Annotated in this window: 26 protein-coding genes; 11 read left to right on the top strand and 15 right to left on the bottom strand. The window is 73.7% G+C overall.

What is annotated here, in order from left to right; all coding sequences use genetic code 11:
- Positions 1–2: 2 nt before the first annotated feature.
- The 4 genes from AC2A1K_RS26925 (at position 3) to AC2A1K_RS26910 (ending at position 2,945) form a co-directional block, all read left to right on the top strand.
- A complete protein-coding gene (locus AC2A1K_RS26925) occupies positions 3–632 on the top strand; it encodes a VOC family protein (RefSeq protein WP_483899419.1) in 630 nt (209 codons plus the stop codon).
- Entirely contained in the window at positions 629–874 is a 246-nt protein-coding gene (locus AC2A1K_RS26920; RefSeq protein WP_483899418.1) for a hypothetical protein, read from the top strand. The genes AC2A1K_RS26925 and AC2A1K_RS26920 overlap by 4 nt, the downstream gene beginning before the upstream one ends.
- On the top strand, positions 871–2,157 hold the full coding sequence (locus tag AC2A1K_RS26915) for an alpha/beta hydrolase (RefSeq protein ID WP_483899417.1): 1,287 nt from the start codon (positions 871–873) through the stop codon (positions 2,155–2,157). The genes AC2A1K_RS26920 and AC2A1K_RS26915 overlap by 4 nt, the downstream gene beginning before the upstream one ends.
- A gap of 227 nt (positions 2,158–2,384) precedes the next feature.
- Positions 2,385–2,945 (top strand): AAA family ATPase, encoded by a 561-nt coding sequence (locus AC2A1K_RS26910; protein ID WP_483899416.1) that lies wholly within the window; start codon positions 2,385–2,387, stop codon positions 2,943–2,945.
- A 196-nt stretch (positions 2,946–3,141) separates the two neighbouring features.
- Here AC2A1K_RS26910 and AC2A1K_RS26905 read toward each other — a convergent pair whose 3' ends face one another.
- The 3 genes from AC2A1K_RS26905 to AC2A1K_RS26895 form a co-directional block, all read right to left on the bottom strand.
- On the bottom strand, positions 3,142–3,984 hold the full coding sequence (locus AC2A1K_RS26905; protein WP_483899415.1) for a hypothetical protein: 843 nt from the start codon (positions 3,982–3,984) through the stop codon (positions 3,142–3,144).
- A gap of 296 nt (positions 3,985–4,280) precedes the next feature.
- Positions 4,281–5,087 carry an APH(3'') family aminoglycoside O-phosphotransferase gene (locus AC2A1K_RS26900; protein ID WP_483899414.1) on the bottom strand — a complete coding sequence of 269 codons (807 nt, stop codon included), beginning with the start codon at positions 5,085–5,087 and terminating at the stop codon, positions 4,281–4,283.
- A gap of 146 nt (positions 5,088–5,233) precedes the next feature.
- Complete coding sequence (locus AC2A1K_RS26895; RefSeq protein ID WP_483899413.1) at positions 5,234–5,896, bottom strand: hypothetical protein; 663 nt, start codon at positions 5,894–5,896, stop codon at positions 5,234–5,236.
- 142 nt (positions 5,897–6,038) lie between these two features.
- On the opposite strand from AC2A1K_RS26895, the gene AC2A1K_RS26890 reads away from it, so the two are divergent.
- Positions 6,039–7,262 (top strand): sensor histidine kinase, encoded by a 1,224-nt coding sequence (locus AC2A1K_RS26890; protein ID WP_483899412.1) that lies wholly within the window; start codon positions 6,039–6,041, stop codon positions 7,260–7,262.
- A complete protein-coding gene (locus AC2A1K_RS26885) occupies positions 7,259–7,906 on the top strand; it encodes a response regulator (RefSeq protein ID WP_483899411.1) in 648 nt (215 codons plus the stop codon). Before AC2A1K_RS26890 ends, AC2A1K_RS26885 begins: the two co-directional genes overlap by 4 nt.
- Positions 7,907–7,956: 50 nt before the next feature.
- Here AC2A1K_RS26885 and AC2A1K_RS26880 read toward each other — a convergent pair whose 3' ends face one another.
- From AC2A1K_RS26880 to AC2A1K_RS26870, 3 genes are all read right to left on the bottom strand, one after another.
- Positions 7,957–8,814 carry a mechanosensitive ion channel family protein gene (locus tag AC2A1K_RS26880; RefSeq protein ID WP_483899410.1) on the bottom strand — a complete coding sequence of 286 codons (858 nt, stop codon included), beginning with the start codon at positions 8,812–8,814 and terminating at the stop codon, positions 7,957–7,959.
- Between the two features lie 124 nt (positions 8,815–8,938).
- Positions 8,939–9,304: a VOC family protein gene (locus tag AC2A1K_RS26875; RefSeq protein ID WP_483899409.1), complete on the bottom strand. Its 366-nt coding sequence runs from the start codon at positions 9,302–9,304 to the stop codon at positions 8,939–8,941.
- A 19-nt stretch (positions 9,305–9,323) separates the two neighbouring features.
- The gene (locus AC2A1K_RS26870) at positions 9,324–10,073 is read right to left on the bottom strand and encodes an SDR family NAD(P)-dependent oxidoreductase (protein ID WP_483899408.1); all 750 of its coding nucleotides are present in this window, start codon (positions 10,071–10,073) and stop codon (positions 9,324–9,326) included.
- A 39-nt stretch (positions 10,074–10,112) separates the two neighbouring features.
- Between AC2A1K_RS26870 and AC2A1K_RS26865 the strand changes: the two genes are divergently transcribed.
- Positions 10,113–11,138 (top strand): phosphotransferase family protein, encoded by a 1,026-nt coding sequence (locus AC2A1K_RS26865; RefSeq protein WP_483899407.1) that lies wholly within the window; start codon positions 10,113–10,115, stop codon positions 11,136–11,138.
- Here AC2A1K_RS26865 and AC2A1K_RS26860 read toward each other — a convergent pair.
- The 5 genes from AC2A1K_RS26860 to AC2A1K_RS26840 all read right to left on the bottom strand — a co-directional run bounded on the left by AC2A1K_RS26860 (position 11,120) and on the right by AC2A1K_RS26840 (position 16,425).
- A complete protein-coding gene (locus AC2A1K_RS26860; RefSeq protein ID WP_483899406.1) occupies positions 11,120–12,247 on the bottom strand; it encodes a uroporphyrinogen decarboxylase/cobalamine-independent methonine synthase family protein in 1,128 nt (375 codons plus the stop codon). The genes AC2A1K_RS26865 and AC2A1K_RS26860 overlap by 19 nt on opposite strands.
- The gene (locus tag AC2A1K_RS26855) at positions 12,244–13,398 is read right to left on the bottom strand and encodes an LLM class flavin-dependent oxidoreductase (protein WP_483899405.1); all 1,155 of its coding nucleotides are present in this window, start codon (positions 13,396–13,398) and stop codon (positions 12,244–12,246) included. Before AC2A1K_RS26855 ends, AC2A1K_RS26860 begins: the two co-directional genes overlap by 4 nt.
- 16 nt (positions 13,399–13,414) lie before the next feature.
- A complete protein-coding gene (locus tag AC2A1K_RS26850; RefSeq protein ID WP_483899404.1) occupies positions 13,415–14,866 on the bottom strand; it encodes an aldehyde dehydrogenase family protein in 1,452 nt (483 codons plus the stop codon).
- Positions 14,863–15,561 carry a class II aldolase/adducin family protein gene (locus AC2A1K_RS26845; protein WP_483899403.1) on the bottom strand — a complete coding sequence of 233 codons (699 nt, stop codon included), beginning with the start codon at positions 15,559–15,561 and terminating at the stop codon, positions 14,863–14,865. Before AC2A1K_RS26845 ends, AC2A1K_RS26850 begins: the two co-directional genes overlap by 4 nt.
- 141 nt (positions 15,562–15,702) lie before the next feature.
- Positions 15,703–16,425: an IclR family transcriptional regulator gene (locus AC2A1K_RS26840; protein ID WP_483899402.1), complete on the bottom strand. Its 723-nt coding sequence runs from the start codon at positions 16,423–16,425 to the stop codon at positions 15,703–15,705.
- Positions 16,426–16,473: 48 nt separating this feature from the next.
- On the opposite strand from AC2A1K_RS26840, the gene AC2A1K_RS26835 reads away from it, so the two are divergent.
- Both AC2A1K_RS26835 and AC2A1K_RS26830 read left to right on the top strand, forming a co-directional pair.
- Positions 16,474–18,327, top strand: a complete 1,854-nt coding sequence (locus AC2A1K_RS26835; RefSeq protein WP_483899401.1) for an FAD-dependent monooxygenase — start codon at positions 16,474–16,476, stop codon at positions 18,325–18,327.
- A gap of 63 nt (positions 18,328–18,390) precedes the next feature.
- A complete protein-coding gene (locus tag AC2A1K_RS26830) occupies positions 18,391–19,116 on the top strand; it encodes a DUF4190 domain-containing protein (protein WP_483899400.1) in 726 nt (241 codons plus the stop codon).
- A 203-nt stretch (positions 19,117–19,319) separates the two neighbouring features.
- Here the strand turns inward: AC2A1K_RS26830 and AC2A1K_RS26825 are convergent, their stop codons facing one another.
- Positions 19,320–20,735 carry a flavin-containing monooxygenase gene (locus AC2A1K_RS26825; protein ID WP_483899399.1) on the bottom strand — a complete coding sequence of 472 codons (1,416 nt, stop codon included), beginning with the start codon at positions 20,733–20,735 and terminating at the stop codon, positions 19,320–19,322.
- Positions 20,708–21,292, bottom strand: coding sequence for a P-loop nucleotide/nucleoside kinase family protein (locus tag AC2A1K_RS26820; protein ID WP_483899398.1), 585 nt, complete (start codon positions 21,290–21,292; stop codon positions 20,708–20,710). The genes AC2A1K_RS26825 and AC2A1K_RS26820 overlap by 28 nt, the downstream gene beginning before the upstream one ends.
- Positions 21,293–21,481: 189 nt before the next feature.
- On the opposite strand from AC2A1K_RS26820, the gene AC2A1K_RS26815 reads away from it, so the two are divergent.
- Both AC2A1K_RS26815 and AC2A1K_RS26810 read left to right on the top strand, forming a co-directional pair.
- Positions 21,482–21,865, top strand: a complete 384-nt coding sequence (locus AC2A1K_RS26815; protein ID WP_483899397.1) for a hypothetical protein — start codon at positions 21,482–21,484, stop codon at positions 21,863–21,865.
- A gap of 45 nt (positions 21,866–21,910) precedes the next feature.
- On the top strand, positions 21,911–22,699 hold the full coding sequence (locus tag AC2A1K_RS26810) for an alpha/beta fold hydrolase (protein WP_483899396.1): 789 nt from the start codon (positions 21,911–21,913) through the stop codon (positions 22,697–22,699).
- Between the two features lie 6 nt (positions 22,700–22,705).
- Here the strand turns inward: AC2A1K_RS26810 and AC2A1K_RS26805 are convergent, their stop codons facing one another.
- Positions 22,706–26,104 (bottom strand): molybdopterin cofactor-binding domain-containing protein, encoded by a 3,399-nt coding sequence (locus AC2A1K_RS26805; RefSeq protein ID WP_483899395.1) that lies wholly within the window; start codon positions 26,102–26,104, stop codon positions 22,706–22,708.
- Positions 26,101–26,577 (bottom strand): (2Fe-2S)-binding protein, encoded by a 477-nt coding sequence (locus AC2A1K_RS26800; protein ID WP_483899394.1) that lies wholly within the window; start codon positions 26,575–26,577, stop codon positions 26,101–26,103. The genes AC2A1K_RS26805 and AC2A1K_RS26800 overlap by 4 nt, the downstream gene beginning before the upstream one ends.
- Positions 26,578–26,584 lie beyond the last annotated feature (7 nt).

Below are 26,584 nucleotides of genomic sequence, written 5' to 3'. Positions count from 1 at the left end.
CCATGACGCTCGAGCACAAGGTCCGGGGTGTGGACCACGCCGCGTTCCCGACGTTCGACCCTGCGGGCACGGTGCGCTTCTACCGGGACGTCCTCGGCTTCCCGGTCGTGCACTCGATCTGCGCGGCCGGCTGGGGCCCCGAGGACCACCCGGACTTCATCCACTTCTTCTTCGACATCGGCAACGACGACCGGATCGCGTTCTTCTACTACTTCGGTCTCGACCGGCAGCACGGCCGCGAGCGCGGCGACGTCTACGCGGGCTTCGGCCCCGAGGTCCCGGAGTTCTTCGTCCGGTCGCGCCATCTGGCCATCCACGTCGACGACCAGGACGACCTGCTGGAGTACCGGCGCCGCCTCGACGACTCGCAGTGGCCGGTCGAGATGCAGATCCAGCACGAGACCATCGAGTCGATCTACACCCACGACCCCAACGGCTACATGGTCGAGTTCACCCGCGCGATGCGTCCGGTGACGCCGCAGGAGGACCTCGACGCGAACCTGACGATCGACGCCCTGCTCGACGTCGTGGCCGACCCGGAGCCGACGTTCGGCCAGCTTCTCGCGCGCAAGGCCGAGCTGATCGTGGAGCGGGCGGCCGACTGGGAGCGCGCGCAGGAGCCGGCCCGGTGACCGCGCTCTACGTCCTCGACGTCCCGGAGAACACGACCGTGGCGAAGGTGGCGGGCGAGGACACGACGGTGACGGTCGGGAAGGTCGGGCCGTACTTCGAGATCACCGCCGACGGTCCGATCGTCGTCGACCGGCGCGCGACCGGCTGCCGCCACGCGGTCTGGTACTCGTGCGTCGCGGGCGTCGCCGGGGGCAGCGTCACCCAGCACGACAAGGACGCGCTGCGGGTCGACCCGGCATGAGCGCGCCTTCCAGGGCGAGCGAAGCGACGGGAAGGACCTCAGGACTCGGGGCCGGACGGTACGTCGCGGTCGACGAGCGCCCCGCCGCCACCGTCACCAGCGTCCACGAGCTGACGACGGCCGACGGCGCCACCGTGCGCGGGGTGCTGGCCACCGTGCCGGGTGCGCGCACGGTCGTCAGCCTCATGCACCCGCGCCAGGACGTCACCCACCACGCGCTCGTGCCGCACCTGCTGCGCGCCGGGGCCGCGGTGTGGACCCAGCACACCCGCTCGGTCAACAACGACCTCACGCTCGTGCACGAGCAGGCGCTGCTCGACGTCGCCGCGGGCATGGTGTTCCTGCGCGAGCGGGGGTTCGACGCGATCGTCCCGCTCGGGCACTCCGGCGGCGGCACGCTCTTCGCCTTCTACCTCGAGCAGGCCGCGCTCGCGCCGGCCGACCGGCTCGCCACCACGCCCGCGGGGCGCCCGACGACGCTGGCCGACGCGGCCATGCCCGTCAGCGACGGCGTCGTGTTCCTCGCCCCGCACCCGGGCCAGGGCCGCCTGCTGCTGGGCTGCATCGACCCCTCGGTCGCCGACGAGGGCGACCCGATGTCGGTGGTGCCCGCGCTCGACCCCTTCCGGGCGGAGAACGGGTTCGCCGAGCCCCCGACCAGCTCGTCCTACGCGCCGGCGTTCCTCGAGCGCTACCGCGCCGCCCAGCGCGACCGCGTCGCGCGCATCGACGCCGTCGCCCGCGAGCACGTCGCCCGCGCCGCCGCGGCGCGCGCGGCGCACCAGGCCTCCGGCGACCCGGCCGACCGACGCCGGGCGCTCGCCCCGCACGTCGTCACGGTGTTCCGCACCGACGCCGACCCGCGCACGGTCGACCTCTCGCTCGACCCCAACGAGCGCCCCTACGGCTCGCTGTTCGGGGCGCGGCCCGACCTGATCAACTACGGCCAGGTCGGATTCGGCCGCCTGACCACCCCCGAGGCGTGGCTCTCGACGTGGTCGGGGCTGTCCACGAACGCCGACTTCGCGCGCTGCGCCCCGGGCGTGACCGTGCCGACGCTGTTCGTCGAGCTCACCGGCGACCAGGCGGCGTTCCCGTCCGACACCCGGAGGATGGTCGACGCGCTCGGCGCCGCGGACCGCACCCACGTGGCCGTGCGCGGCACGCACTTCGGCGGCGCGATCGCCCCGGGCGAACCCACCGGCAACGAGCTCGCCGCCGAACGCATCGCGGCCTGGCTCGCCGACCGCCACGAGCTGGCGGTCGGAACTCGACGTCGATGACACCGCATGCGTTCGATCGCTGCCTCCCGCGGGATGGAGTCGTGCGGCCGGACCCGCGCTCGTCCTTCCGCGCGGCCACGCGACGCAGCTCGAGGTCTACCCGCCGGGACGCGGTCCGGCCGCATCCTGCTCACGATGACTCGGGGGCCAGTGGAGCCGCAAAGGTAGCGCGGTCTTAAGCAGCTTGTTTCTGCGTCTCCAGTCTACGGAGGCTTAGCGTGGAATCTATGAGTTCCGATGTCGTCATCCTCACTGGCCCGCCCGGCGCCGGGAAGTCGACCACGGCTCGCGCACTGGCGAAGACGCACCCGCGCTCGGTGCATCTGCACACCGATGACTTCTGGCACTACATCGCCTCGGGCGCGATCCCACCGTATCTTCCCGAGTCCGACACGCAGAACCAGGTCGTGATGCGCGTTGTCCAGCAGGCGGCGTTCACCTACGCGGCCGGCGGGTATACGACCCTCATCGACGGCATCGTCGGGCCGTGGATGCTCGGCCACTTCCGCGGCCTCGGCGACGGCGATCTGCCTCGTCTGCACTATGTGGTGCTGCGTCCTGCCCGCGATGAAACTGTGCGTCGTGCGCAGGCGAGGACGGCAGCCGACGCGCTGGTGGACGAGGAACCGGTCGTGTCGCTGTGGGCTCAGTTCTCCGACCTGGGAGCGTTGGAGTCGCATGTGATTGACACGACGGATCATGAACCGGCTGACACGGTTCGGGCTGTGGGAGACGCGATGGCAAGCGACCGCTTTCTCCTTGGTCTGGCAGACAGCCGGACCAACTGACACCTCCGACCGGGGGCCAGGCGTCGGGCCCATGCGTTCGGGGGTCGAGGACTGCGGCTCACCTGCTCGGTATGACGGTGTCGATGCGGGTGATGAGCGCCGGTGACGGCTACAAGTACCTGCTGCGCTCGGTCGCCGCCGCGGACGGGGATCGCTCGTTGTTCTGACCGCCGCGACGCTCCCGGAAGCGACGCAACTATCCTCTCATACCCCAGGCGCCGGCGAGCAACTGCGTGGTTTGGGCGTCCCCGCTCATCACGACGGTTTCCGCGCCGCCACCGGCCAGGGTGCTCGCGACCGCGCGGGCATTGTCGGCTCGTAGCGACGCGAGCCCATCGCCGCGGGTATCGGTTCCCAGGAGCCCGAGTTGGTGGGCGTCGAGGTAGCCCACCGGCTCACCGGCGTGCGCGAGCTGAGTGAAGGTCTGATAGCCCGTCGTGGACACGCCGACGCCTCCCGGACCAGTGAGCACGACAACACGTCGCGGCAGGGAAGCCTCATCGTCTGCAGCCAGGACATCGGAGCCCTCGGAGACCGTCCGCTCAACGTGTGCCAGCGCAGCCTCGGCGACCTGTGCCGCAAGATCGCTCGGAGTCCGGCCGGTCGTGTCCACATGAAGATCGGCTAGGTCGGGGTCAATCTGCGTGGCATATGCCACGGCGTCGTCGGCGAGGTCGACCAGCCAACCGCGGCGGTACACCCGTTCACGAATCGTGTCACCGTCTGCATCCAGGTGGACGGTCAGTACCCGGTCACTGGGAACACCCGGTAGTAGTCGAGTCAGGTGATCGATGTCGGCCGCGAGACCGGCCACGATCAGCACCTGCGCGCCGTGCGTCTGATAGCCGCGGCTGAGGGCGGGCAGCGCGGAAGCGATGAGTTCGGTTTCCACGGCGGCAATCCCGGAGGCGAGGCGGAGCTGGTCGGCGTCCACGAACGCCGCCTTCACCCCGGCCGCGTGGAATTCGGACAGCATCCGGTACCCCGTGGTGGACTTTCCCACCCCCGAGGTTCCGAGCAGCCAGACGACAGGAAGCACACCTCCACTCTACAAAGAAGGCCGCCAGCGCCATTGGTTGTCGCGTTCGACCTGCTCGACGGCGCAGTTCTGACCGAAAGTCAGCACCTTTCGAGCATGACGGTCTCGATGCGGGTGATGAGCGCCGGTGACGGCTACAAGTACCTTCTACGCGCGGTCGCGGCCGCGGACGCCGACCGCTCGCTTTCGACGCCTCTGACTCGCTACTACGCGGAGGAAGGCACGCCGTGGGGGAGCAAGAGTAGTCCGGTCTTGATCGGCTTCTTTCTGCGGATTCAGCGTACGCCGAGCATGGTCTACCAGGTCAGCGGATCGAGTCGGAGGTAGAAGTCCAGGCGATCGGGGTCGAGGGTGATGCCGTACCGGGAGGCGAAGCCGTGATCCGCTCGTTGGACGGTGTCTTCGTTGGGCCAGGTCTCGCGGGCGTTCGCCAGCAGGAGTGCAATGTCGGCGTACGGGTCTGCCTGTCCGAGCCGGCCGAGGTCGATGAGCCCGGCCACGTGCGAGGTATCGGGGTCGATGAGGATGTTGGGAAGGCAGAAGTCTCCGTGGCAGACCACCCTGTCGGCGTCCTCTTGTTCCTGGCGGGACGGGAGGTCGCGTTCCAAGCCTTCGAGGATCACGGCCGGTGGGGTCTCGATGAGGTGCCGGGGCAAGAACTCGGGGTGGACCCGGTTCTCAGCGACGGTCGCGCGGGCCAGCGCCATCATCTCGTCCAGCGTCCTGCCGTACGGGCACGTGCCGGCGGGGATGCTGTGCAGCCGGACCAGGGTGTCGGTGATCGACGGCCAAGCCTGCGCGAGCTGGGCCGGGTCGAGCCGGTCACCCGGGACGCCCGCAACTGCGGTGGTGACGAGGCAGGCTCCGTGCTCGGTGGTGCGCCAGTCGAGCACGCTGGGGCCGGGGACTCCGGTGCCGGCCAGCCACTCGATCCGATCACGCTCATCCTCTAGCGTGCTCGCATCGACGGCGGGGACCACCTTGGCGAACCATTCCTCGGACACGTGACGCAGCACAATCGCGCCTGACTCGCCGTCGATGACGCGCTTCCACACCGAGCTACCGGAAAGCAATCCGGTCAGTAACACCGAGGGAGACGACATGCCTCCATCATCTCGCGTCGACCGTCCTTCACGTGCTCTGTGCGGCCTCACGACCAAGATCGACCAAACACAGCATGCTCGCAACGACGGCAAAGCAGCGCGCGCGATGGTCGCTCACCTACTGCGCATGACGGTCTCGATGCGGGTCATGAGTGCCGGCGATGGCTACAAGTACCTCCTGCGCTCAGTCGCCGCCGCTGACGGGGATCGCTCGCTATCGACGCCTCTGACTCGCTACTACGCGGAGGAAGGCACGCCGCACTCGAGGTCGTCAGGAAGCGCGCCGGGCCGGTGACGAACCAGATCCCGGTCACGATCCCGAGCCGCCCGAACCAGGGGGTGAGGGCGGTGAGGTCGGTGCCGGGGCCGGCGAGCAGGTGCACCAGGCCGAGCACGGCCGAGCAGATCACCGCGGCCACCACCCAGCGCCCGAAGCGGTCCCACTCGTGGTGGGCCCGCTCCGGGCCGCGCCGCGGCACCGGCACCGGGGCGGGTCCGCCCGCCCAGCGGTGCGCGGCCCGCACGTCGGCCCACCGCACGATCACCGGCCCGAAGGCGACCGAGAACCCGATGTAGATCGCGGCGAGCCCGTGCGCGAACGTCGCCGCCCCGCCGGAGCGGATGTCGACCACCGCCGTGGCGAGGATGCCGAGGTCGACGAGCACGGTCGACGCCAGGAGCACGGCACCGAGCCGACGCCGGCGCAGCAGGTAGCGGGCGGCGAGCCCGCCCACGATCAGCACCCAGAACAGGACCTCGCCGACGATCAGCGCGACGAACGCGGGCGACGTGACCACCGCAGATGTCATGATCACGATCCTGCGGTGTCGCGCCGCCGGTCCGCGTCGGTCCGGCGGCCCCGGCGAGGTCATCCTTTCGTGGCACGTCCCGCGCCCCGACGGCGACTCTCGACGGACCCGGACACGTCCTGCGGCGTGGTGGGATGGGTCGGTGCTGACGAGGATCCGCACCGAGACCCCCCGTCCCTGGTGGTGGGACGGCGGGATCGCGGGCGTGTACGCCGCGCTCGTGGTGCTCACGGTCGCCGTGTGGCCGCTCGGGTTCGTGGTCCTCGCCCCGGCGCCCCCGGGCCTGCGCCTCGGCGTCGGGCTGGCCGCCGCGGCGACGGTCGTGCTGCGCACCCGCCGCCCGGTGCTCGCGCTCGGGCTGGCCGTCCCGTTCGTCGCGGTGGACGTCGCCTTCGGGCCGTCGCTGGCGACCGCGCTGATCCTCGCCGACCTGCTCTACTGCGTCGCCCTGCACGGGTCGCCCGCCGCGAGCGCCCACGTGCGGACGGCGGCATTCGGGGTCTTCGGGGCGCTGGTCCTCGCCGTCCTGGTCACCAGCGGGGACGCCCGCGAGACGGTGACGACGGTGCTGACCGCGAGCGCGGTGCTCCTGTTGCCCGTGTCCTGGGGACACGAAGTCCGCCGCCCGACCGAGGACGCCGCCGCCGCCCGCCGGGAGGCCGCGCAGGCCGCCCGGATCGCCGAGCTCGACCGGCGCCGCGCGGTGACCGCCGAGCGCGCCCGGGTGGCCCGGGACCTGCACGACTCGGTCGCCGGGCACCTCTCGGCCATCGCCCTGCAGTCCCAGGCGGCGCTCGGGGCGGACGCAGCGACGCCGGCCGGCGGCGAGTTGCGCGAGCGGGTCCTCTCCTCGGTGCGCGAGAACAGCGTGCGCGCGCTGGAGGAGATGCGGTCGCTGATCGAGGTGCTGCGCCGGGACGACGACCGCGACGGCACCTCGGAGGGCGAGGCCCGCGAGTCACCGGCCCGGCTCGCGGACCTGCCCCGGCTGGTCGAGTCGGCGCGGGTCGGCGGGCTGTCGGTCACCGCGGACCTCGGTGACCGCGGTGTCCTCGGGGGGATCCCCGCCCCCGTGGGCCTGACCGTGTACCGGATCGCGCAGGAGGCGTTGACGAACGTCGGCCGGCACGCGCCGGGTGCCGACGTGACCCTCCGGCTCGCCCGCGAGGACGGCGAGCTCGTGCTCGAGGTGATCAACACGCTGCCGGCCGGGGCGTCGACGGACCCGGGGACGGGCAGCGGGCTGGAGGGGATGCACGTGCGGGCCGAGGCGGTCGGCGGGTCGGCGAGCGCCGGCCCGGACGGTGGGCGCTGGCGGGTGGTCGCGCGGCTGCCCGTCGGGGTGCCCGCGGGGACACCGCGATGACCGTGCGCGTGCTCGTCGCCGACGACCACGAGGCCGTCCGCACTGGGCTGGTCATGATCCTCTCCGCCGCCGCGGACGTGGAGGTGGTCGGCGAGGCGGGCGACGGTGACGCGGCGGTGCGGCGGGCCCGCGACCTGCGCCCCGACGTCGTGCTCATGGACGTGCGCATGCCCACCACCGACGGCATCACCGCCACCCGCGAGCTGGTCGCCGACGGCGTGTGCGCGGTGCTCGTGCTCACGACCTTCGACCACGACGAGTACGTGTTCGCCGCGCTGCGGGCGGGCGCGGCGGGCTTCCTGCTCAAGTCGGTCGACGCCGCGCGCCTCGTCGACGGCGTGCGGCGCGTCGCGGCGGGGGAGGGCGTGCTCGAGCCCGGCGTCACGCCGCGGGTGATCGCGGCGGCGGTGTCCGCGGAACCGGCCGGCGAGGCGCCGCCCGGCCTGGACGCGCTGACCGACCGCGAGCGCGACGTGTTCGCCGAGCTCGGCGAGGGCCTGTCCAACCAGGAGATCGGGCGGCGCCTGTACCTCTCCGAGGCGACCGTGAAGACCCACGTCTCGCGGGTGCTCGCGAAGCTTGATCTCCGCTCCCGCACCCAGGCCGCGATCGTCGCCTCGCGCTGGGGTGCCTCCGGCATGTGAGCAGAGTCGGTGCCCGAGCACTGATTCTGCTCACATGCCCGGAGGGCACATCAGCGCGGCGGGGCGGCGGGCACGCCCTCCGGCGGCGTGGGCGCGGTCGGCGGGGCGGCGTACTGGGCCGTCGCCTCGTGCGCCCCGCCGTTGCCGGCGGAGTTCGGCGCGTACGCGCGGGCGTCGGCCTCGGCCCGCTCACGACCGGTCCGGAGGTCGCGCTGGACCTGGTCGGACTGCTGCTGGGCCTTGCGGTACCCGGAGTTGATCAGGTCTGCGGCCGCGTCGCGGCCGCCGAGGCCGAAGGCCAGCGCCGAGCCCAGTGCGACCGCGCCGATCAGGGCGATGTAGGTGGCGTTCACGATCGTCTCGGCGATCCCGAGCTGGTTGAGGATCATGAACACGGCGATCGCCATGACCAGCGTCGGCGCCGCCGAGCGGGCGACGCGGCCGGTCGGGGTGTCGCCCATGGTGCGGTGCACCAGGCCGCCGACGGCGGCGGCGATCGCGGCGGCCACCAGGAAGATCAGCAGCGCGGCGAGCACGTTGGGCAGGTAGGCCAGGACCAGGTTCACGAACCCGGTGACCGCGGGGATGTTCAGCGTCCCGACCGCGGAGACGATCACGAAGACCATCAGGACCCACTGCACGACCAGCCCGACGAGCTGGGAGGGCTTCCCCTGCGGAGAGAACCGCGAGACGTACTCACCGCCCTTGCCGTGGGTGAGCTTCTCGTCGACGCGGACCTTGCGCAGCAGTTTGCTGATCCCGGCGCGGATCAGCCGGGCGATGATGTAGCCGATGACCAGGACCAGGAGGGCCCCGATGATGTTGGGCACGTAGTTCAGCAGCGTGGTGAACGCGTTCTGCAGGCTCTGCAGCACGTTGAACCCGCCGCCGGAGGGCGCTGGAGGCATCCCGTCACTCCTCAATCGTCGTGAGCTGCCGTGGTGCCCGATCGGTTCTCACGGAAACCACACGTTCACTCGTCGGCGGCATCCGCCCGGTCGGGCGGATGCCGCCGACGCGGTCGACGCCTGGTCAGCGAGGAGGCAGGACGCAGAACTCGTTGCCCTCGGGGTCGGCGAGCACGACCCACGGGTGCTCGGGCGCTTCGTCGATCACCCGCGCGCCGAGCCCGACGAGCCGCTCGACCTCGGCCTGCTGCTCGCCGGGCGCGGCGAGGTCGAGGTGCAGCCGGTTCTTGCCTGCCTTGCGCCCCGCGACGTGCTGGAACAGCAGGACGACCTCGCCGGCGAGCGCGACCTCGACGTAGGACGTGCCGTGCGCGTCGTCCCAGCGGCGCACCACCGACGAGCCCAGGGCGGCGGACCAGAACCAGGCCAGCGCCTCCGGTTCGCGGGTGTCGACGGCGACGGCCACGAGGCGGGCGCGGGAGGGTGGCACGGGCGACAACGCTAGCGGCTCAGGGCATCCCGCCGTCCACGCGCAGCACCGCGCCGGTGGTGAACGACGCATCGTCCGACGCGAGGTACAGCACCGCCGGCACGACCTCCTCGGGCTCGCCGATCCGACCCAGCGCCGTGGTGCGCTCGAAGGCCCCGACGGCCTCCGGGGTCCACGCCGTCGAGATGTCGGTGCGGAACGGGCCGGCCTGCACGGCGTTGACCCGCACCGCCGGGCCGAAGGCCTGCGCCAGGCCCTCGGTGAGCGTGTTGAGCCCGGCCTTGGCCATCGCGTACGGCAGTTCGGAGGGCCCGGGCCGGATCGCCGCGATCGAGCTGATGTTGACGATCGCGCCGCCGCCGGCCGCCACCATCCGCGTCCCGAACGCGGCCGACAGGCGGAACGGGCCCTTGAGGTTCACACCCAGGACCTTGTCGAACAGACCCTCGGACACCTCGTCCAGGGCCGGGTAGAGCGGCGAAAGCCCGGCGTTGTTGACCAGCACGTCGACCCGGCCGAACGCCTCGTCCACGGCGGCCACCAGCGCGTCGCAGTCGTCCCAGCTCGAGACGTTGCAGGCCACCGGCAGCGCTCCGACGCCGTGCCGGTCCTCGACCTCGGCGGCCAGCTGCTGGCACGCGTCGAGCTTGCGGCTCGCCACCACCACCGACCCGCCCTCGGCGGCGAACGCCCGCACCATCGCCCGGCCCATGCCGCGGCTGCCGCCGGTGACGACGACGACCTTCCCGGCGAACCTGTCGTCGCCCATGTGCGCCCCCGGGCCGGTGGAGTCGGTGATGATGGACGCATGCTGGCACGCGAGGAGACCGACGCCGTCGTCGCGTGGCTGTCGTCCGCCGGTCTCGGCGACGGGCCCTGGACCTTCGAGCCGCTGGCCGGCGGCACGCAGAACCTCATGGTGCGCGCGGTGGCCCCCGACCGGCGCGTCGTCGTGCGCAGCGGGCCCCGCCATCTGCGTCAGGGCAGCAACGCGGCGATCGAGCGGGAGATCCGCGTGCTCGGCGCGCTGGCGACGACCGACGTCCCGCACCCGCAGCTGCTCGCCGCCGCCCCCGCCGACGGGGTGCTGCCGGGTCGCGTGGTCTACGCGATGGCCGAGGCGCCGGGCGTCAACGTCGCGACCGGGGTCTCGCCCGCGCAGGAGGCCGACGCGCGCCTGCGCCACGGGCTGGGACCGGCGATGGTCGACGCGCTCGCCGCCCTGCACGCCGTCGACGTCGACGCCGTCGGGCTGGGCGACGTCGGGAAGCCGCAGGGATTCCTCGCGCGCCAGGTGCCGCGCTGGCGCGACGAGCTCGCCCGCTACGGCGAGGTCGAGGGCTACCCCGGCTTCGGCGACGACACCGCCGACGTCAGCGACTGGCTCGAGCGCCACCGCCCCGAGTCCGGCCCGCCCGCGCTCGCGCACGGCGACTACCACCTGGCGAACGTGCTGTTCGACCCCGACGGCGCGAGCGTGACGGCGATCGTCGACTGGGAGATGGCCACGGTCGCCGACCCGCTGCTCGACGTCGGCTGGCTGCTCGCCACCTGGCCTGTGAGTGGCACGAACCTCGGCTGGGCGCCGCTCGAGGGCCTGGCCGGCGAGGACGAGCTGGTCGCGCGCTACGCCGAGCTCACCGGCGCCGACCCGGCCGTCGTGCCCTGGTACGCGGTGATGGCGTGCTTCAAGCTCGGCGTCCTGCTCGAGGGCACCCACGCCCGCGCGTGCGCCGGCAAGGCCCCGCAGGAGGTCGGCGCGCGGATGCACGCGTCGGCCCGCAGCCTGGTCGCCCAGGCCCGCCGGCGGATCGCTCAGGCCCAGAGCCGCTGAGCGGCCTCCAGCAGCACCTCGAACTTGCGCCACTGCTCCTCGGGTGTCAGGTCGTTGCCCTCGATCGTCGACGCGAAGCCGCACTGCGGGCTGATCGCGAGCCGGTCGAGCGGCACGTACTGCGCCGCCTCCTCGACGCGGGCGACCACCTCGTCGACCGTCTCGACCCGCGCCGACTTCGTGCTGACCACGCCGAGCACCACCGTGGTGCCCGGACGCACGAAGCGCAGCGGGGCGAAGGACCCGGCGCGCCCGGTGTCGTACTCGAGCAGGAGCCGGTCGTGCTCGAGCTCGGAGAACACCTGCTCGGCGATCGGGTCGTAGTGCCCCTCGCGGTGCCAGTGGCCCTGCTCGTTGCCGCGGCACACGTGCAGACCGAAGGTGGTGCCGGGGAAGTCGCGCACCACCGCGTTCTCGGCGGCGAGCGTGCGGGTGAGCACGTCGGCGGGGTCCAGACCGCGGGCCCGCAGGCGCTCCAGCGAGGGCGGGTCGACGTAGGCGGTGAACCCCGGCGCGTCGACGTGCACGTACCGGCAGCCCGCGTCGACGAGGCCCGCGACGATGTCGCGCTCGACGGCGACGACGTCGGCGAGGAACGCCCACGGGTCGGGGTAGACCGCGCGCGAGCCCTCGGCGTCGAAGGTCTGGAAGACGCGGTCGGGCCCGAGGACGGTCGTCTTCACGGGGACCTCGGTGCAGCCCTGCGCGTAGGCGAACTCCTCGCGCGGCACGTTGTGGACCAGCCGCAGGGCCTCGGTCGCGACCGTGGCGCTCGACGCCGACGGGGCCTCGGCGCGGTCGCCCTCGGCAGCGTCCAGGGTCCGCTGTGCGTGCGCGGCCCAGAGGTTCGCGGCGAGGTCCGAGTACCCGGCGACGTCGGCGAAGCCGTCCATGAACGTCGAGCGGCGGTACTCGCCGTCGACGACCAGCGGCAGCCCCACCTTCTCCTGGGCGCGGACGACGTCGCGGACGGCCTCGTCCTGCGCCGCGTGCAGCGTCCCGGTCGGGATCTCGCCGCGGCGCCACCGCGCGAACGCCTCGCCCAGCGCCGGCGGGCGCAGCAGGCTCCCGACGCTGTCGACGCGCACGCTGTCCAGCGGACCGCTCACCGCAGGCCCGCCTCGACGATCATCGGGTAGACCTCCTGCTGGAAGCGGCGCATGTCCTGCACGTAGCGGGGGAACGACAGCAGGATGCCGTCGAGCCCGGCCGCGACCAGGTCGCCGAGCGCGCCGACGATCTGCTCGCCGGTGCCGACGATCGGGTAGCCCGCCCAGCCGGCGATGAAGTGGCGCTTCATGTCCTCGATCGTCGACAGGTCGTAGGACTGCGAGTTCACGCCGAGCGAGGTGACGAGGTTCGACGCGGCCTCCCAGTCGCCGAGCTCGTCGACGTAGTGGTGCAGGAACCGCTGCGCGTCGGCCTCGGTGTCGCCCTGCACCACGTACGCGTTGATCCACACCTGGATCTCGCGCCCGTACTCGGTGCGGGCCAGCTCACGGAACTGGTTGACCTTGTCCTTCATGCCCTCCGGGGTCTGGTTCTTGATGTCGGAGGACGCGAAGACGACGTCGCAGTTGCGGGCGCCGAAGTGCCGGCCCTTGGCGGAGCTGCCGGCGTTCATCGTCACGGGGTGGGGCGACTGCACGGGCAGCGGTGAGATGCGGGCGTCGACGACGCGGTAGAACTCGCCGTCGTAGTCGAACGTCTCCTCCGCGGTCCACAGCTGCTTGACGATGTCGAACCACTCCTGCGACATGTCGTAGCGCCTGTCGTGCTCGAGCTGGGCCGCCCCGAACATCTCGATCTCGGGCGTGTGCCAGCCGGTGACGATGTTGAGTGCGACGCGTCCGTTCGTGATGTGGTCGACGGTCGCGGCCTGCTTCGCGGCCATCAAGGGGTGGATCGTCGGGACGTGCGAGGTGACGAACACGCCGGCGTCGCGCGTCGTGGCCCCGATGCCCGCGGCCCAGGTGAAGCACTCGAACCCGGTGCCGTTGAAGTTCGTCGGACCGCCGAAGCCCCGCCAGCGCCCGACCGGCACGAGGGCCTCGAACCCCATCTCGTCGCCCATCTGCGCGAGCGTCGCGGTGTTCTCCCAGGTGGCCTCGAGGGCGCCCTCGACGGTGGAGATCGAGCAGCCGCCGGACAGGTTCGTCGAGAACGTGCCGAGGTGCAGCTTGCGGTCGTTGTAGACGGGGTGCTTCGCCGCACGCAGTTGGTCGGCGCGCGTCGCGGTCCGTGGGGTCAGGGCAGTCATGCGGTCCTCGCCAGGGTCAGAGGTGTCCGTAGTTGATGTGCACGTTCTTGAGCTGGGTGTACGAGAAGAGCTCGTCGAGGTCCTCCTCGCGGCCGATCCCGCTGTCCTTGACGCCGCCGAAGGGCGTGCCGGGGACGTGGCGGCCGACCTCGTTGACCCAGACGTAGCCGGCCTCGATGTCCTCGGCGAAACGGTGCGCGGTGCCGAGGTCGCGGGTGAAGACGCTGGCGGTCAGGCCCAGGCTCGTCGCGTTGGCGATGCGCAGGGCCTCCTCGGCGTCGGCGAAGGGCCGCATGACCGCCAGCACCGGGCCGAAGATCTCCTCCTGGGCGAGGCGGGATCCGGGGTCGACGTCGGCGAACACCGCGGGCCGCACGAACAGGCCGTCGGCGAGCGCGCCGTCGGTGACGCGGTCGCCGCCGGTGCAGAGCCGGGCGCCCTCGTCCTGCCCCAGACGCACGGAGGACAGCACCTTCTCGAGCTGACCGGCGTTGACGATCGCGCCGGTGTCGGCGTCGGGGTCGTCGGGCAGGCCGGGACGCAGGGCACCGACCGTCGCGGCGAGGCGTTCGACGAACGCGTCGTGGATGTCGCGGTGCACCACGACCCGGGAGAGCGACCCGCACGACTGGCCCTGCCAGGTGAAGTTCATGCCGCGCACGGCGGCGGCGACGGCGACGTCGAGATCGGCGTCGGGGAAGACGACGAGCGGGTTCTTGCCGCCGAGCTCCAGGGTCACGGTCTTGACCGACACCTCGGCGGCGCGGCGCTGGATGGCGCGCCCGGTGGCCGCGGAGCCGGTGAAGGCCAGGCGGCGCACGTCGGGGTGCGCGACGAGGGCGTCGCCGCAGCGTGCGCCGGTGCCCGTCACGACGTTGAGCACACCGGGCGGGACGATCTCGGCGGCGAGCTCGCCGAGGCGCAGGGCGGAGAGACTGGTGTGCTCGCTCGGCTTGACCACCACGGTGTTGCCGGCGGCGAGCGGCGCCGCGATCTTCGACGCCGCGAACATCAGTGGGTGGTTGAAGGGGATCAGCCGCCCCACGACGCCGTAGGGCCGGCGCACCGAGTACGTCAGCGTCCCCGGCTCGCTCGGGACGGTGTCGCCGTGCATCTGGAGCGTCAGGCCCGCGTAGTAGCGCAGGGAGAAGACCGCCGTGTCCACGTCGCGGCGCATCTCGCGCAGGAGCGAGCCGTTGTCCGCGGCGTCGAGGCGCGCGAGCTCGTCGGCGTGGGCGGCGACGACGTCGGCGAGCGTGGTGAGCAGCGCGGAGCGCTCGCCGGGCGTGCTGCGCCGCCAGGAGGCGAACGCCGTCGCGGCGGCGGTGACGGCGTCGTCGACGTCGGCGACTCCTGCGTCCGGGATGGTGCCGAGCCGCCCGCCGGTCGCGGGGTTCAGGGCGTCGAGGACGCTGCCGTCGGACGCGGGGCGGAGCTTGCCGCCGATGAGCATCGCGGTCCCGGTCACTGGTCGAGCCTCCGCACGAGGTGGTCCCACACCGCCGCGATCGCGGTCGGGTTGTAGATGTGCTCGCGTTTGGCGAGCGCCTCCTCCGGCGGTGACCACGTCGGCCAGCCGCCCGCGGTGCGCGTGAGGATCTGCTGGGCGCAGGCGCGCTCGAGGATCACCGCGGTGACCACGGCCGTCGGGAGGTCGGGGCCGACGGTGACGATGCCGTGGTTGACCAGGAAGAGCGCGTCGTGCTCGCCGAGCTCGGCGGCGACGCGCTTGCCGAGCTCCGCGGTGAGGATGAGGTCGGCGGTGTCGGTGAACCGCGGGACTTCGGGCGGCACGAACATCGTCGCTGTGTGGCTCACCGGCTGCAGCGACTGACCCGACGCCGCGAGCGCGACGGCGTGCGGCGGGTGGGTGTGGACGACGGCGCCGACGTCCGGGCGCGCGGCCAGGATCTCGGTGTGGATGGGGTACTCGCTGTGCCGTGGGCTCGCCGGCCCGGCCGCTCCGTCGCGCACCGCTCCGGTCCCGTCGACCAGGTGCACCCGCTCGGCGGTCACCTCGCCGAGGCTCCACTCGGCGGTCTTGAGCCAGGCGCCGCCGCCGTCGGGGTCGCGCACCGAGGCGTGGCCCCAGATGAGGTCGTCGTGGCCGTTGGCGGCGAGCACGCGTGAAGCTGTGGCCACCAGCTCCGCGATCTCGTTCATGCGCCCTCCCGGGAGCGACGTGGGTCACGTTCCTCTGGGGAGAGATGTAGTCGGCCGCCCGTGCGTCCGGCGGGAGATTCTGCTCAGAAGAACTGCGTTCTGCTCCTGCGTCACCGGGCGTGGTCGCGCGAGCGCGTCGCGTCAGAGATCCTGCGCGATCCGGCGGGCGGTGTCGCCGAGCAGGCCCGCCCACTGCGGCAGGCGCGCGCGCCGGTAGCGCGCGGTCGGCATGGAGATCGAGATCCCGCCCGACACCGCCGCCGTCGGGACCGCCGCGCCGATCGCGGTCACCCCGGTCTCGGTGCGCTGGTCGTTGAGCGCGAACCCCTGGCGCCGGGTCCGTCGCAGGTCGCGCAGCAGGGTGTCGACGTCCACGGGTCCGTCGCCGGGATAGAGCGCACGCACCTCGGTCTCGTCCTTCGTCGCGAGCACGGCGCGCCCGCCCGACGCCAGGTGGGCGGGCAGCACGCGGCCGCCGCGGTCGCCGACGCGCAGGACCTGGTCGCACTCGACCGACGCGACGAAGCGGGCCTCGTCGCCCACGACCACCACGAGGTTCGTCGTCTCGTCGGTGTGCTCGGTCAGCTTCTGCAGGTGCGGCAGCGCGGCCCGGCGCAGGTCGGCGACCGGTTCGGGCGCGCCCGGCCGGCGCAGCACCGGGCCGGCGACGTAGCGGCGGTCCTCGTCCTGCTCGGCGAAGTCGCGGTACACGAGCATCGCGAGCAGCCGGTGCGCCGTCGACCGCGCGACCCCCAGGCGCTCGGCGGCGTCGCTGACCCGCAGCGGACCCTCCTGCTGGAGAACCGCCGCGAGCCGCAGCGCGTGGTCCACCGACTGGATCCCGTAGGTCGGCTTGTTCTGCACGCCAGAAGAGTAGGGGTCGACGAGCAGAACGCACCTAGCGTCGGAGTGATGGCGCAGTTCTACCTGGGCGGCTACCGCACCGGTGACCCGTTCGTCGAGGACCCGCACCCCGCGGTGGCGGAGCGCCCCGAGGGGCTCCCCGACACCGCGGACGTGCTGGTCGTCGGGTGCGGGCCGGCGGGCCTCGTGCTCGCGGCGCAGCTGGCGGCGTTCCCGGACATCGCGACCGTGGTGGTCGACCGCCGTGAGGGTCCGCTGCAGGTCGGGCAGGCCGACGGCGTCGCGTGCCGCACGGTGGAGATGTTCGAGGCGTTCGGGCTGTCCGGCCGCATCGTGGAGGAGGGCTACCAGGTCAACGAGGTCGCGTTCTGGCGCCCGGACCCGCAGGACCCGGCGGACATCGTGCGCACCGGGCGCATCCCCGACGTCGAGGACGACCTCTCGGAGATGCCGCACCTCATCGTCAACCAGGCGCGGATGCTCGCCTTCCTGCGCGAGCACATGGCGCGCTCGGCGAGCCGGCTCGCGCCGCGCTACGGGCTGCCCGTGACGGGCCTGGAGGTCGGCGACGGGGAGTACCCGGTGCGCGTGGAGCTGGGCGGGTCGACGATCCGCGCGCGCTACGTCGTCGGCTGCGACGGCGCCCGCAGCGCCGTGCGTGAGGCGATCGGGCGGCGCCTCGAGGGCGACCCGATGAACCAGTCCTGGGGCGTCATGGACGTCCTCGCCGTCACCGACTTCCCCGACATCCGGCTCAAGAGCGCGATCACCTCGAGCGCGGGCAGCCTGCTGATCATCCCGCGCGAGGGCGGCTACCTCGTGCGGCTCTACATCGAGCTCGACGGTGACGACGACGGTGACGACGACGGTGACGACGACGGTGACGACGACGGGGACCGCGACCGCGACACCGTCACCCCCGAGACGCTCACGGCCGTCGCCAACCGCATCCTGCACCCGTACACGATCGACGTGCGCGACGTCGGCTGGTGGTCGGTGTACGAGGTGGGGCAGCGGCTGTGCGACCGCTTCGACGACGACCCGGAGCAGCCGCGCGTGTTCATCGCCGGCGACGCCTGCCACACCCACAGCGCCAAGGCGGGGCAGGGCATGAACGTGTCGATGGCCGACACGTGGAACCTCGGTTGGAAGCTCGCCGCGGTCCTGCGCGGCCGCGCGCGCCCGGAGCTGTTGCGGACGTACTCCGCCGAGCGGCAGGCCGTCGCGCAGGAGCTCATCGACTTCGACCGCGAGTTCGCGGCGATGTTCAGCGCGCACCCGCAGGGGAGTTCGCCCGATCCCGACAAGTTCCAGCGCTACTTCCGCGACCAGGGCCGGTTCACCGCGGGTGTCGCCGTTCGCTACGCGCCGTCGACGATCACCTCGGGGGCGGCTCACCAGCACCTGGCGCAGGGGCTGCCGGTGGGGATGCGGTTCCACTCGGCGCCGGTGGTGCGGGTCGCCGACGCGAAGCCGACCCACCTCGGCCACGCGGCGCGCGCCGACGGGGCGTGGCGGCTGTACGTCTTCGGGGTCGGCGAACGCTTCGGCGCGCTGTGCCGGTTCCTCGAGACGCTCGTCGCGCGGTTCACCCCCGCCGGCGCCGACCCGGACGCGGTGATCGACGTCCGCGCGGTTCTGCCGCGGCCGTACCGCGAGGTGGAGGTCGGCGAGCTGCCGCCGGTACTCCGCCCGCGCAAAGGCCCGTTCGGGTTGATCGACCAGGAGAAGGTGTTCTGCCCCGACCCGGCCCGCCCCGACGTCTTCGACCTGCGCGGGATCGACCGCGCCGCCGGGTGCGTGGTGGTCGTGCGCCCGGACCAGTACGTCGCCCACGTCCTGCCGCTGGACGCGCACGACGAGCTCGCCGCCTTCCTCGACGGGGCGCTCCTCGAGGCCTGACGTAACGGCCGTCCGGCGACGAACGAGACATCGGTGTCGAGTCGTGATCAGTCGGGGGTTCCAGTGACGCAGCAGTACCCGCCGCCGTACCAGCCGCCGTACCAGCCGCCGTACCCGCCGCAGCAGCCGTACCAGTACGGACCGCAGTACCGTGCGCCCTACGACGGCGCACCCCAGCCGCCCCGGCAGCAGAGCAACGGGACGGCCACCGGCGGCTTCGTCGTCGCGCTCATCGGCGCGGTGCTCGCGCTCGTCCCGTTCCTCGGGATCGTGTCCTGGGTGATCAGCCCCGTCGGGCTCGTGCTCTCGATCGTCGGGCTCACCGCCGCGACGCGGAAGGGCGGCGCCGGCCGTGGGCTCGCGATCGCCGGCGTGATCCTCGGCGGGGTCGGGCTCCTGATCTGCCTGCTGTGGACGATCGGCTTCGCGGGCGCGGTCAGCGGGTCGAACCCCAGCACGTCCGGGACGAGTGACACGGCGCCGTCGTACTCGGCGCCCTCCTACGCGGCCCCGTCCTCGGCCGCACCGACCAGCGCGGCCGCGCCGGCGGGCAGCTTCTCGCAGGGCACGTACACGGTCGGCGCGGAGATCGCGCCCGGGCGCTACCGCACGTCCGGCGCCCCGGAGAGCAGCATCTTCCCGCTGTGCATGGCCTCCCGTCAGGGTGCGGACGGCTCGCCGATCGGCATCCCGGAGACCACCAACGAGGGCCCGGCCTACATCACCGTGCGAGCGAGCGACGGCCAGGTCGAGTTCACCGGCGACTGCGTCTGGTCGCCCGCCTCGTAGGAGGCGAGCTCCTCCGTGCGCCTGCTCCGGCTTCCGGAGCGTCGCGGTTGGCGCCCGGCGCCGGGGCGAGCGGCACGTTCCGCAGCCCGAACCTCCCGTGGGCTCAGGGCGAACGTGCCCCTCGCCGGCGACGATGGTGCGCGGCTTTCGGCGAAGGGCACCCCTCGCCGATCTATGCGAGCGAAGGGGCCATTCGGTCAGAATCAGGCGCGCCGGAACGACGGGTAGCCCGCCGACGCCTCCTGCTCGCAGCGCGCCACGTACTCGCCCACGCCGCCGCCGCCGACGCCCGCGTCGCCGGCCGACACCGCCTCGATCGTCGACGCTCCGGCCGCGTCGAGGTCCCGGATCGCGCGGGTGATCCACTCCGCCTGGTGCTGGCGGACCGTCGTCATCACCGCGTTGCGCGACGAGGGGGCCGGCGGCTCCGCGGTCGTGAACAGGTTCGGGAAGCCCGCGACGCCGAGCCCGAGCACGGCGCCCGGCGCGTCGCCGAGCGACCGGCCCCCGCGACCGTGCACGTCGATGCCCTCCAGGGCGGGTGGCCCCGCGTCGTACTCCTCGGCGAGCACGAGGACGTCGAGCTCGTGCACGGTCCCGGACGCGAGCTCCAGGCCCTCGGCGCGCACCGCGGTGATCGGGTCGGCGCGCAGGTCGACGAGGTCGACGTCGTCGCGGGCGAAGGCCTCGAGGAACCCGGAGTCGAGCGTCGTCGGCGCGCCGTCGCCGGTCGGCACGAGCACCGAGGCCAGGCGCGGGTCGGACAGCCGCTCCGTCATCGCCGTGCGCACGTACGCCGCCACCGCGGAGTCCGGCGCTGCGCCGAACCACAGCCGTCGCGACCCGTCGGCGTAGAGCGTCGCGGGATCGCCCGGCCCGCGCTCGTCCTCGCCACCCGTCGCCGTGCGGGGGAGCGTCGCGCGCAGCTCGTCGAACCGGGCGCGGTAGGCGTCGCGCTCGACCCAGCCGTACACCGGGTTCGACCGGGGGACGACGGCGACGGGCTCGCGCGCGAACACCGTCAGGTGCGCGGTCCCGGCGGCGATCCGGGGCACCAGCTGGACGCCCGCGGTGCCGACGCCGACGACGCCGACCCGCCGCTCGGACAGGTCGTGGCCCTTCTCCGGCCAGCGGGAGGTCCGCACCACGGTCCCGGCGAAGGCGTCGACGCCGGGCAGCGCCTCGGCGGGCCCCGGGAGCAGCCCCGTGCACGCCACGACGAACCGGGCGTCGACCGTCGCGCCGTGCTCCGTGCGCACGCTCCAGCGCCCACGCACCTCGTCGAACGTGGCGGCGACGACACGCGTCGAGAGCGTGATGTCGCGGCGGAGGTCGAGGCGGTCGGCGACGAACCGCAGCCAGCGCAGCACCTCGTAGCCGGCGGGGAAGCGCTCGCTCCAGCCCCAGTCGCGGACGAGGTGCTCGGCGAAGAAGTACTGGTAGGCGGGGCCCTCGGTGTCGAGCCGCGCGCCGGGGTAGCCGTGCCACCACCAGGCGCCGCCGACGTCGTCCGCGGCGTCGACGGCCCGCACCCGCAGGCCGCTGGAGCGCAGCAGATGCAGCGCGGCCAGCCCGGCGACGCCGGCGCCGATCACGACGACGTCGAGCTCGTCACCCATGGCCCGGGATTCTGGCGCAGCTGATCGTCGATCGGCACGTCCGCGGCGGTGGAGATCGCGAGGTGCGGCACGGGCGGCGGGGTGTCCGGCCGCATCCGGGCGACGAGGGCGTCGAACGCGGCGAGCTTGCCGGTGTCCTGCGGGCGTCCGCGTGCCTCGATCCGCCCCCGCAGCGTCGCCGGGTCGCACGCGACCCAGACGAGGTGCACGGGGTCGCCGCCGAGCTCGGCGACCCACGCCGACCAGCGCGCCGGGTCGCGGATCTGGGAGGTGAACGGAGCGCTGAGCACCACCGGGCAGCCCCGGGACCGGATCTCCCGCGCGACGGCGGTCATCCCCGCGTACTCGTGGACCTTGACGTGCTCGTCGTACCAGGCGCCCTCGCGCTCGCCCGGATCGCGGCCGGCGGCGTCCAGCGTCGCGGCGACGAAGTCCCCGTACATCGTGTCCTTGTCCAGCAGCGCCGGCGCGGGGTCGAGCAGGGCGATCAGCCGGTCGGCGACCGTGCTCTTCCCGGCCCCCGGGGCCCCGCCGACGATCCACACGTCCGCCGTCACATCCCCAGCCTCGCAGGCGACACGCGACGCGGAGGCACTCCTGGGCCAGGATCGGCGCATGCGCTCCGAGGACGACGCCCAGCTCGACGGCACCGGATCGCACCGGATAGCCCGGGGGTCGTAGCCCCGCGCGACGTCGCTCGTTCTCGTGGGTGACGGGGCGGGCTCATGACGGGGGAGTGGTCGGCGATGGGACACCACCGAAAGGGTCGGCCGAACCGGCGCCAGGACGTTCCCCCGGGATCGCCCGGGGCGCACCGCGCCCCCGAGGAGGGTCCGGCGCCCGAGCTCCCCGAGGTCACGGCCCCCGCGCCTCGCCGTGGCGGCGCCGTCACGCGCCGCGGACTCGACGAGCTCGCCGACACCGCCCGCGCCGCGCGCCGCTCCGGCTGGCCGTTCGGGGCGGAGATCCTCGCGACCGTCGACACCCGCGGCGTCCCGGCGACGACCCCGCCGCCGCGGGACGGCAAGCCCCGCCGCTACGCGACGCACCAGCCGACCGCGCCGCTCGAGGTCGCGGCCGTCGTCGAGGCCCTCCGGGAGAGCCAGACCACCGCAGACCGCCGGGCCTGACGCCGGTACCGTGGACCGTACTCAGTACGGACGCGGGAGGGACCAGTGCGCCACGGATTCGCCGACACCCGCTTCGGCCAGGTGCACTACGTCGAGGAGGGCGTCGGGGAGCCGGTGCTGCTCCTGCACCAGACGCCGCGCTCGTCCGACGAGTACCGCGACGTGCTCCCGCTGCTCGGGCGCCGCTACCGGGCGATCGCGCCGGACACCCCGGGCTTCGGCCTCTCCGACGGACCCGCCGGGCCGTGGACCATCGAGCTGTTCGCGGCCGGCCTGCTCGACCTCTGCGACGCCCTCGGGCTCGAGCGCGTCGCGCTCGTCGGCCATCACACCGGCGGCGTCGTCGCCACCGAGATCGCCGCCGCCGCACCGGAACGGGTCCGGGCCCTCGTCGTCTCCGGCATGCCCTATGTCGACGCCGCGCGCCGCGAGCGCGTCGCGACCGGACGCCCGCCGATCGACCACGTCGAGCGCCGCGCCGACGGCACCCACCTCCGCGCGCTCTGGGACAACCGCGCGCCCTACTACCCGGCCGACCGCCCGGACCTCCTGGAGCGCCTCGTCCGGGACGCGGTCGCGGTGATCGACCGGGTGGAGGAGGGTCATGTCGCGGTCAACCGCTATCGCATGGAGGACCGCATCGGCGCGGTCCGCGCGCCGGTGCTCGTGCTGTGCGGCGAACACGACACCTTCTCGCTGCCCGACGTCGACCCGCTCCTGGCCGCCGTGCCGGGGGCGGTCGCCGAGGTGCTCCCGGACACGGGCGTGCCCTCGGTCGACCACCGACCCGAGCAGTTCGCGGACGCCGTCACGCGCTTCCTCGAGAAGCGCTAGAGCTGCTCAGCCACACACCTTCTCGGCAGCCTGCTCCACGAGCCCGGCCGCCGCGTCGAGCTTCCACCCGTTGCGCGGCAGCGGGTGCGCGTGGCGGTCGAGCTCGGCGTCCACGAGCCGGCGCAGGTCCGCCACGCCCGGACGCGTGCCCCGCAGCGCCGCTTCGACGGCCCGGAGCCGCCACGGCGTCGGGGCGATCGCGCCGAGGACGAGCCGCACGTCCTGCCAGCGGCCCGCCTCGTCGGCCACGACGGCGAGCGCGGCCGACGCCGACGCGAAGTCGCCGGTGTAGAGCCCGAGCTTGGTGAACGCGGCGCGCCGCCCCGCGACCAGCGGGATGCGCACCTCGGCGACGAGCTCGCCGTCACGCAGCACCGTCTCGCCCGGCCCCGAGTAGAACGCGGCGGCGTCCACGGTGCGGCGTCCGCCGTCGGGCCCGACGAGGACGAGCGTGGCGTCGAGCGCGGGCAGGACCGTGCCGACGTCCGACGGCGTGACGGCCTGGCAGCGGTGGGCGTCGACGGCGGCGTGCTGGAAGCGGTGGTCGCCCAGGATCGCGTAGCAGGGGCTGGTGGCGCCGTTGCGCTTGTAGCAGTCGAAGCCGTTGCGGAAGAACCAGCAGCGCTTGGCCTGCACGAGGTTGCCCGCGACCGTGGCGGTGTTGCGGATCTGCGGCGACGCGATCGACCGGATCGCGGCAACCAGGGCGTCCGGCGCGTCGGGGTGGGCGCCCAGCTCGGCGAGCGTCACCGCGCCGCCGACGTGCAGGACACCCACGTCGACGTGCAACCGCCGCAGCTCGGTCACCGCCGAGGTCGCGACGAGTACCGGGGCGGGCCGCGCGCGGCGTGCCCGGTCGGGGAGCAGGTCGGTGCCGCCGCCGAGGGCCTCGGCGCCGGGTCGGGCGAGCGCGCGCAGCGCGTCGTCGAGGTCGGTGGCCACGTGCACGTCGGGTGCCGGGGCCGGCGGCCGCGAGCGGGCGCGCCGGGCCGGGCCGAGGCGGGTGCCCCAGCGGTCGAGGACGTGGTGCAGGCCCAGCGGGTAGGCCGCGCGGATCGCGGCGATCCACCACCGCGAGGGGCGACGCCAGATGCCGTGCCTGCGCCAGGCCCGACGGGGATGACGGCCCTCCTGCGCGGCGACCGCGGTCAGCACCTTGTCCGGAGTGATCGGCAGCTCGCGGATCCGCACCCCGAGGGCGTCCGCGACCGCGTTCGCGACCGCGGCGCCGGGCGGCACGATCGACATCTCGCCCACCGACTTCGCCCCGTAGGGCCCGGCGGCCTCGTGGTTGTCGACGATGTGCGCGCGTACCCGGGGCAGGTCGGCGTTGCGCGGCATCGCGTAGTGCAGGTACGTGCTGTTGACGACGCGGCCGCCCTCGCGCACGAGGTCCTCGCCGAGCGCCGCGCCCAGCCCCATGGCGGCCCCGCCGACGATCTGCCCCTCGACCGCGGTCGGGTTGATCGCGCGCCCGACGTCGTGAGCGGCGAGGTAGTCGACGACGTGCACCGCGCCGGTGCGCCGGTCGACGTCCACCACCGCGCCGTGGGCGGCGAAGGCGTAGCTGGGCGACAGGTTGGCCCGGTCCTTGTCCGGGGTGAGCATCTCGGTGCCCTCGAGCCGGTAGCTGGTCTCGTGGCTGAGCACGCCGTCGCGGGCCTCGGCGGCGAGGGCGACGAGGTCGCCCAGCTCGACGTCGCGCTCCTGTGCGTGGGCCCGGCCACCGCGCAACATGACGTCGGCGGGGTCGACGCCGAGCTTCTCGGCCGCCAGGGCGCGCAGGCGGGCAGCGAGCTCGCGACCGACCTGCCCGACCGCGGAGCCCGTCATGTGCGTGCCGCGCGAGGACCACGCGCCCAGCTCGAAGGGGGTGCGCTCGGTGTCGGTGGAGAGCACCCCGACGGCGTCGAGGTCCACGCCGAGCTCGTCGGCGGCGATCTGCGCGAGGATCGTGTTCTGGCCGGTACCGGCGTCCGAGCCGCCGTGGCGCACGCGCACGCGGCCGTCGTCGAACAGGTCGAGGGCGGCGTCGCTGCGGTCGGCCTGGGCGTAGGCGTACGCGCCGCTGCCGTGCGAGCCGGCGGCCACGCCCCAGCCGCGCGACACCGGCCCCGCCGACCGGGGTGCTGCGCGCGCCGCGTCCCAGTCCAGGCCGTCGCGGACCGCCACGAGGCAGTCGCCGAGCCGGTTGGTGCCGACCCGGTAGCCGCACAGCGTCTCGGTGTGCTCGGGGGCGAGGTTGCGCAGGCGGATCTCGATCGGGTCGATGCCGAGCCGTTCGGCGATCTCGTCGACCTGCGACTCCATCGCGAGCGACACCTGCGGCGTCCCGTAGCCGCGGAACTGCCCGCCCGGCTGCGTGGCCGTGTCGACCAGACGCGCGGTGAACCGCACCCCGTCGGGCCGGTACATCGAGCCGAGCGTGATGACGCCGACGCGCATCACCGAGGTGCCCATGTGGTTGTACGAGCCGTTGTCGACGGCGACGTCGGCGTCGAGCGCGCGCAGCACCCCGTGGGCGTCGGCCTCGGTGCGCAGCGACGTCGCGAAGCGGTGCCGCGGCTTGGTGGCGCCCAGCTCCTCCTCGCGGGTGAGCGCGACGAGCACCGGGCGCCCGGCCGCGCGGGACAGCGCGGCGGCGAGCACCTCGTGCTCCGAGGCCTTCGACTTGCTGCCGAAACCGCCGCCCGCCGCGACCTCGCGGATGACGACGTCGTCGTGCGCGATCCCGAGCAGCTGCGAGACCTCCTTGGCGACGAACCAGGGCGCCTGCGTCGAGGTCCACAGCTCCACCCGGCCGCGCGCGCCGTCCCAGGCGGCGAGCGTGGTGTTGGGCTCCATGACGGCGTGGGAGACGCTGGGGTAGGAGAAGCTGCCGGTGACGGCGACGCTCGCCGCCGCCCGGCCGGCGTCGGGGTCTCCCCAGACGGTGTCGAGGCGCATGCTGACGTTCGCCTCGTCGGTGGTGCGCTCGTGCAGGCGCCGTGCCCCAGGCGCGCGGGCCTCGTCGGTGGTCAGCGGCGCCCGGCGCGGCCGATAGCGCACGCGGATCGCGCGCAGCGCCGCCAGCGCCTGCTGCGGGGTCTCCGCGGCGACGGCGGCGACCTCCTGCCCGACGTGGCGCACGACGCCGTCGGCCAGCGGCGGACGGTCCGAGAGCGGGCCGCCGCGGTGCACGTACCGCGCGCCGGGCGCGAAGTCCGCGGCCGTGATCACCGCGTGCACCCCGGGCAGCGCCCGCGCCGCCGCGGTGTCGATCGCGCGGATCTCGGCGTAGGGGTGCGGCGAGCGCAGGATCGCGCCGACGAGGTGCACACCGGGCAGATCGGCGGTGAAGAGCGTCCGACCCGCGCTGCGGTCGGCCCAGTCGATGGGGCGGACGCGGGCCCCGACCCAGCTCACGACGCCGCCCGGGCGTCCGCGACGGTCACCACGGACTCGACGATCGCCTGGTAGCCGGTGCAGCGGCAGATGTTGCCCGACAGCGCGTGCCGCACGTGCGCGCGCCGCGCCTCCTCGCCCGGCGGCAGCCCGGCCCGCAGCAGGGCGGTCGCGTGCACGACCTGGCCGGGGGTGCAGAAGCCGCACTGGAACGCGCCGGTGTCGGCGAAGCAGGCGCGCACGTCCGCGCTCTCGGCGGCGAGGCCCTCGCTGGTCTCCACCGGCTCGCGGACCAGCCGCGCCGGGGTGATGCAGCCCATCACCGGGCGCCCGCCGACGAGCACGGTGCACGCCCCGCACTCCCCGCGCCCGCAGGCGAGCTTGGCGGCGGTCAGGCCGAGCCGCTCGCGCAGGACCGTGGCCAGCGAGGGCAGGCCCGCGACGTCGACCTCGACGGTCTCGCCGTTGACGACGAGCGTGTGGGGCTGGGACATGACGGTC

It is taken from the genome of Actinomycetospora sp. 2LY8.5 (assembly GCF_057180585.1).
Note: the sequence above shows the minus strand (reverse complement) of the source record. Positions and strands in the feature narration are given on the sequence as shown.

What these genes read in the sequence shown, in the direction of transcription:
- AC2A1K_RS26865 (WP_483899407.1), top strand. Translation starts at nt 10,113, where the DNA reads ATGCTGGCACGCGAGGAGACCGACGCCGTCGTCGCGTGGCTGTCGTCC.
- AC2A1K_RS26915 (WP_483899417.1), top strand. Translation starts at nt 871, where the DNA reads ATGAGCGCGCCTTCCAGGGCGAGCGAAGCGACGGGAAGGACCTCAGGA.
- AC2A1K_RS26870 (WP_483899408.1), bottom strand. Translation starts at nt 10,073, where the DNA reads ATGGGCGACGACAGGTTCGCCGGGAAGGTCGTCGTCGTCACCGGCGGC.
- AC2A1K_RS26835 (WP_483899401.1), top strand. Translation starts at nt 16,474, where the DNA reads ATGGCGCAGTTCTACCTGGGCGGCTACCGCACCGGTGACCCGTTCGTC.
- AC2A1K_RS26895 (WP_483899413.1), bottom strand. Translation starts at nt 5,896, where the DNA reads ATGACATCTGCGGTGGTCACGTCGCCCGCGTTCGTCGCGCTGATCGTC.
- AC2A1K_RS26880 (WP_483899410.1), bottom strand. Translation starts at nt 8,814, where the DNA reads ATGCCTCCAGCGCCCTCCGGCGGCGGGTTCAACGTGCTGCAGAGCCTG.
- AC2A1K_RS26900 (WP_483899414.1), bottom strand. Translation starts at nt 5,087, where the DNA reads ATGTCGTCTCCCTCGGTGTTACTGACCGGATTGCTTTCCGGTAGCTCG.
- AC2A1K_RS26825 (WP_483899399.1), bottom strand. Translation starts at nt 20,735, where the DNA reads ATGGGTGACGAGCTCGACGTCGTCGTGATCGGCGCCGGCGTCGCCGGG.
- AC2A1K_RS26815 (WP_483899397.1), top strand. Translation starts at nt 21,482, where the DNA reads ATGGGACACCACCGAAAGGGTCGGCCGAACCGGCGCCAGGACGTTCCC.
- AC2A1K_RS26800 (WP_483899394.1), bottom strand. Translation starts at nt 26,577, where the DNA reads ATGTCCCAGCCCCACACGCTCGTCGTCAACGGCGAGACCGTCGAGGTC.
- AC2A1K_RS26845 (WP_483899403.1), bottom strand. Translation starts at nt 15,561, where the DNA reads ATGAACGAGATCGCGGAGCTGGTGGCCACAGCTTCACGCGTGCTCGCC.
- AC2A1K_RS26910 (WP_483899416.1), top strand. Translation starts at nt 2,385, where the DNA reads ATGAGTTCCGATGTCGTCATCCTCACTGGCCCGCCCGGCGCCGGGAAG.
- AC2A1K_RS26855 (WP_483899405.1), bottom strand. Translation starts at nt 13,398, where the DNA reads ATGACTGCCCTGACCCCACGGACCGCGACGCGCGCCGACCAACTGCGT.
- AC2A1K_RS26925 (WP_483899419.1), top strand. Translation starts at nt 3, where the DNA reads ATGACGCTCGAGCACAAGGTCCGGGGTGTGGACCACGCCGCGTTCCCG.
- AC2A1K_RS26885 (WP_483899411.1), top strand. Translation starts at nt 7,259, where the DNA reads ATGACCGTGCGCGTGCTCGTCGCCGACGACCACGAGGCCGTCCGCACT.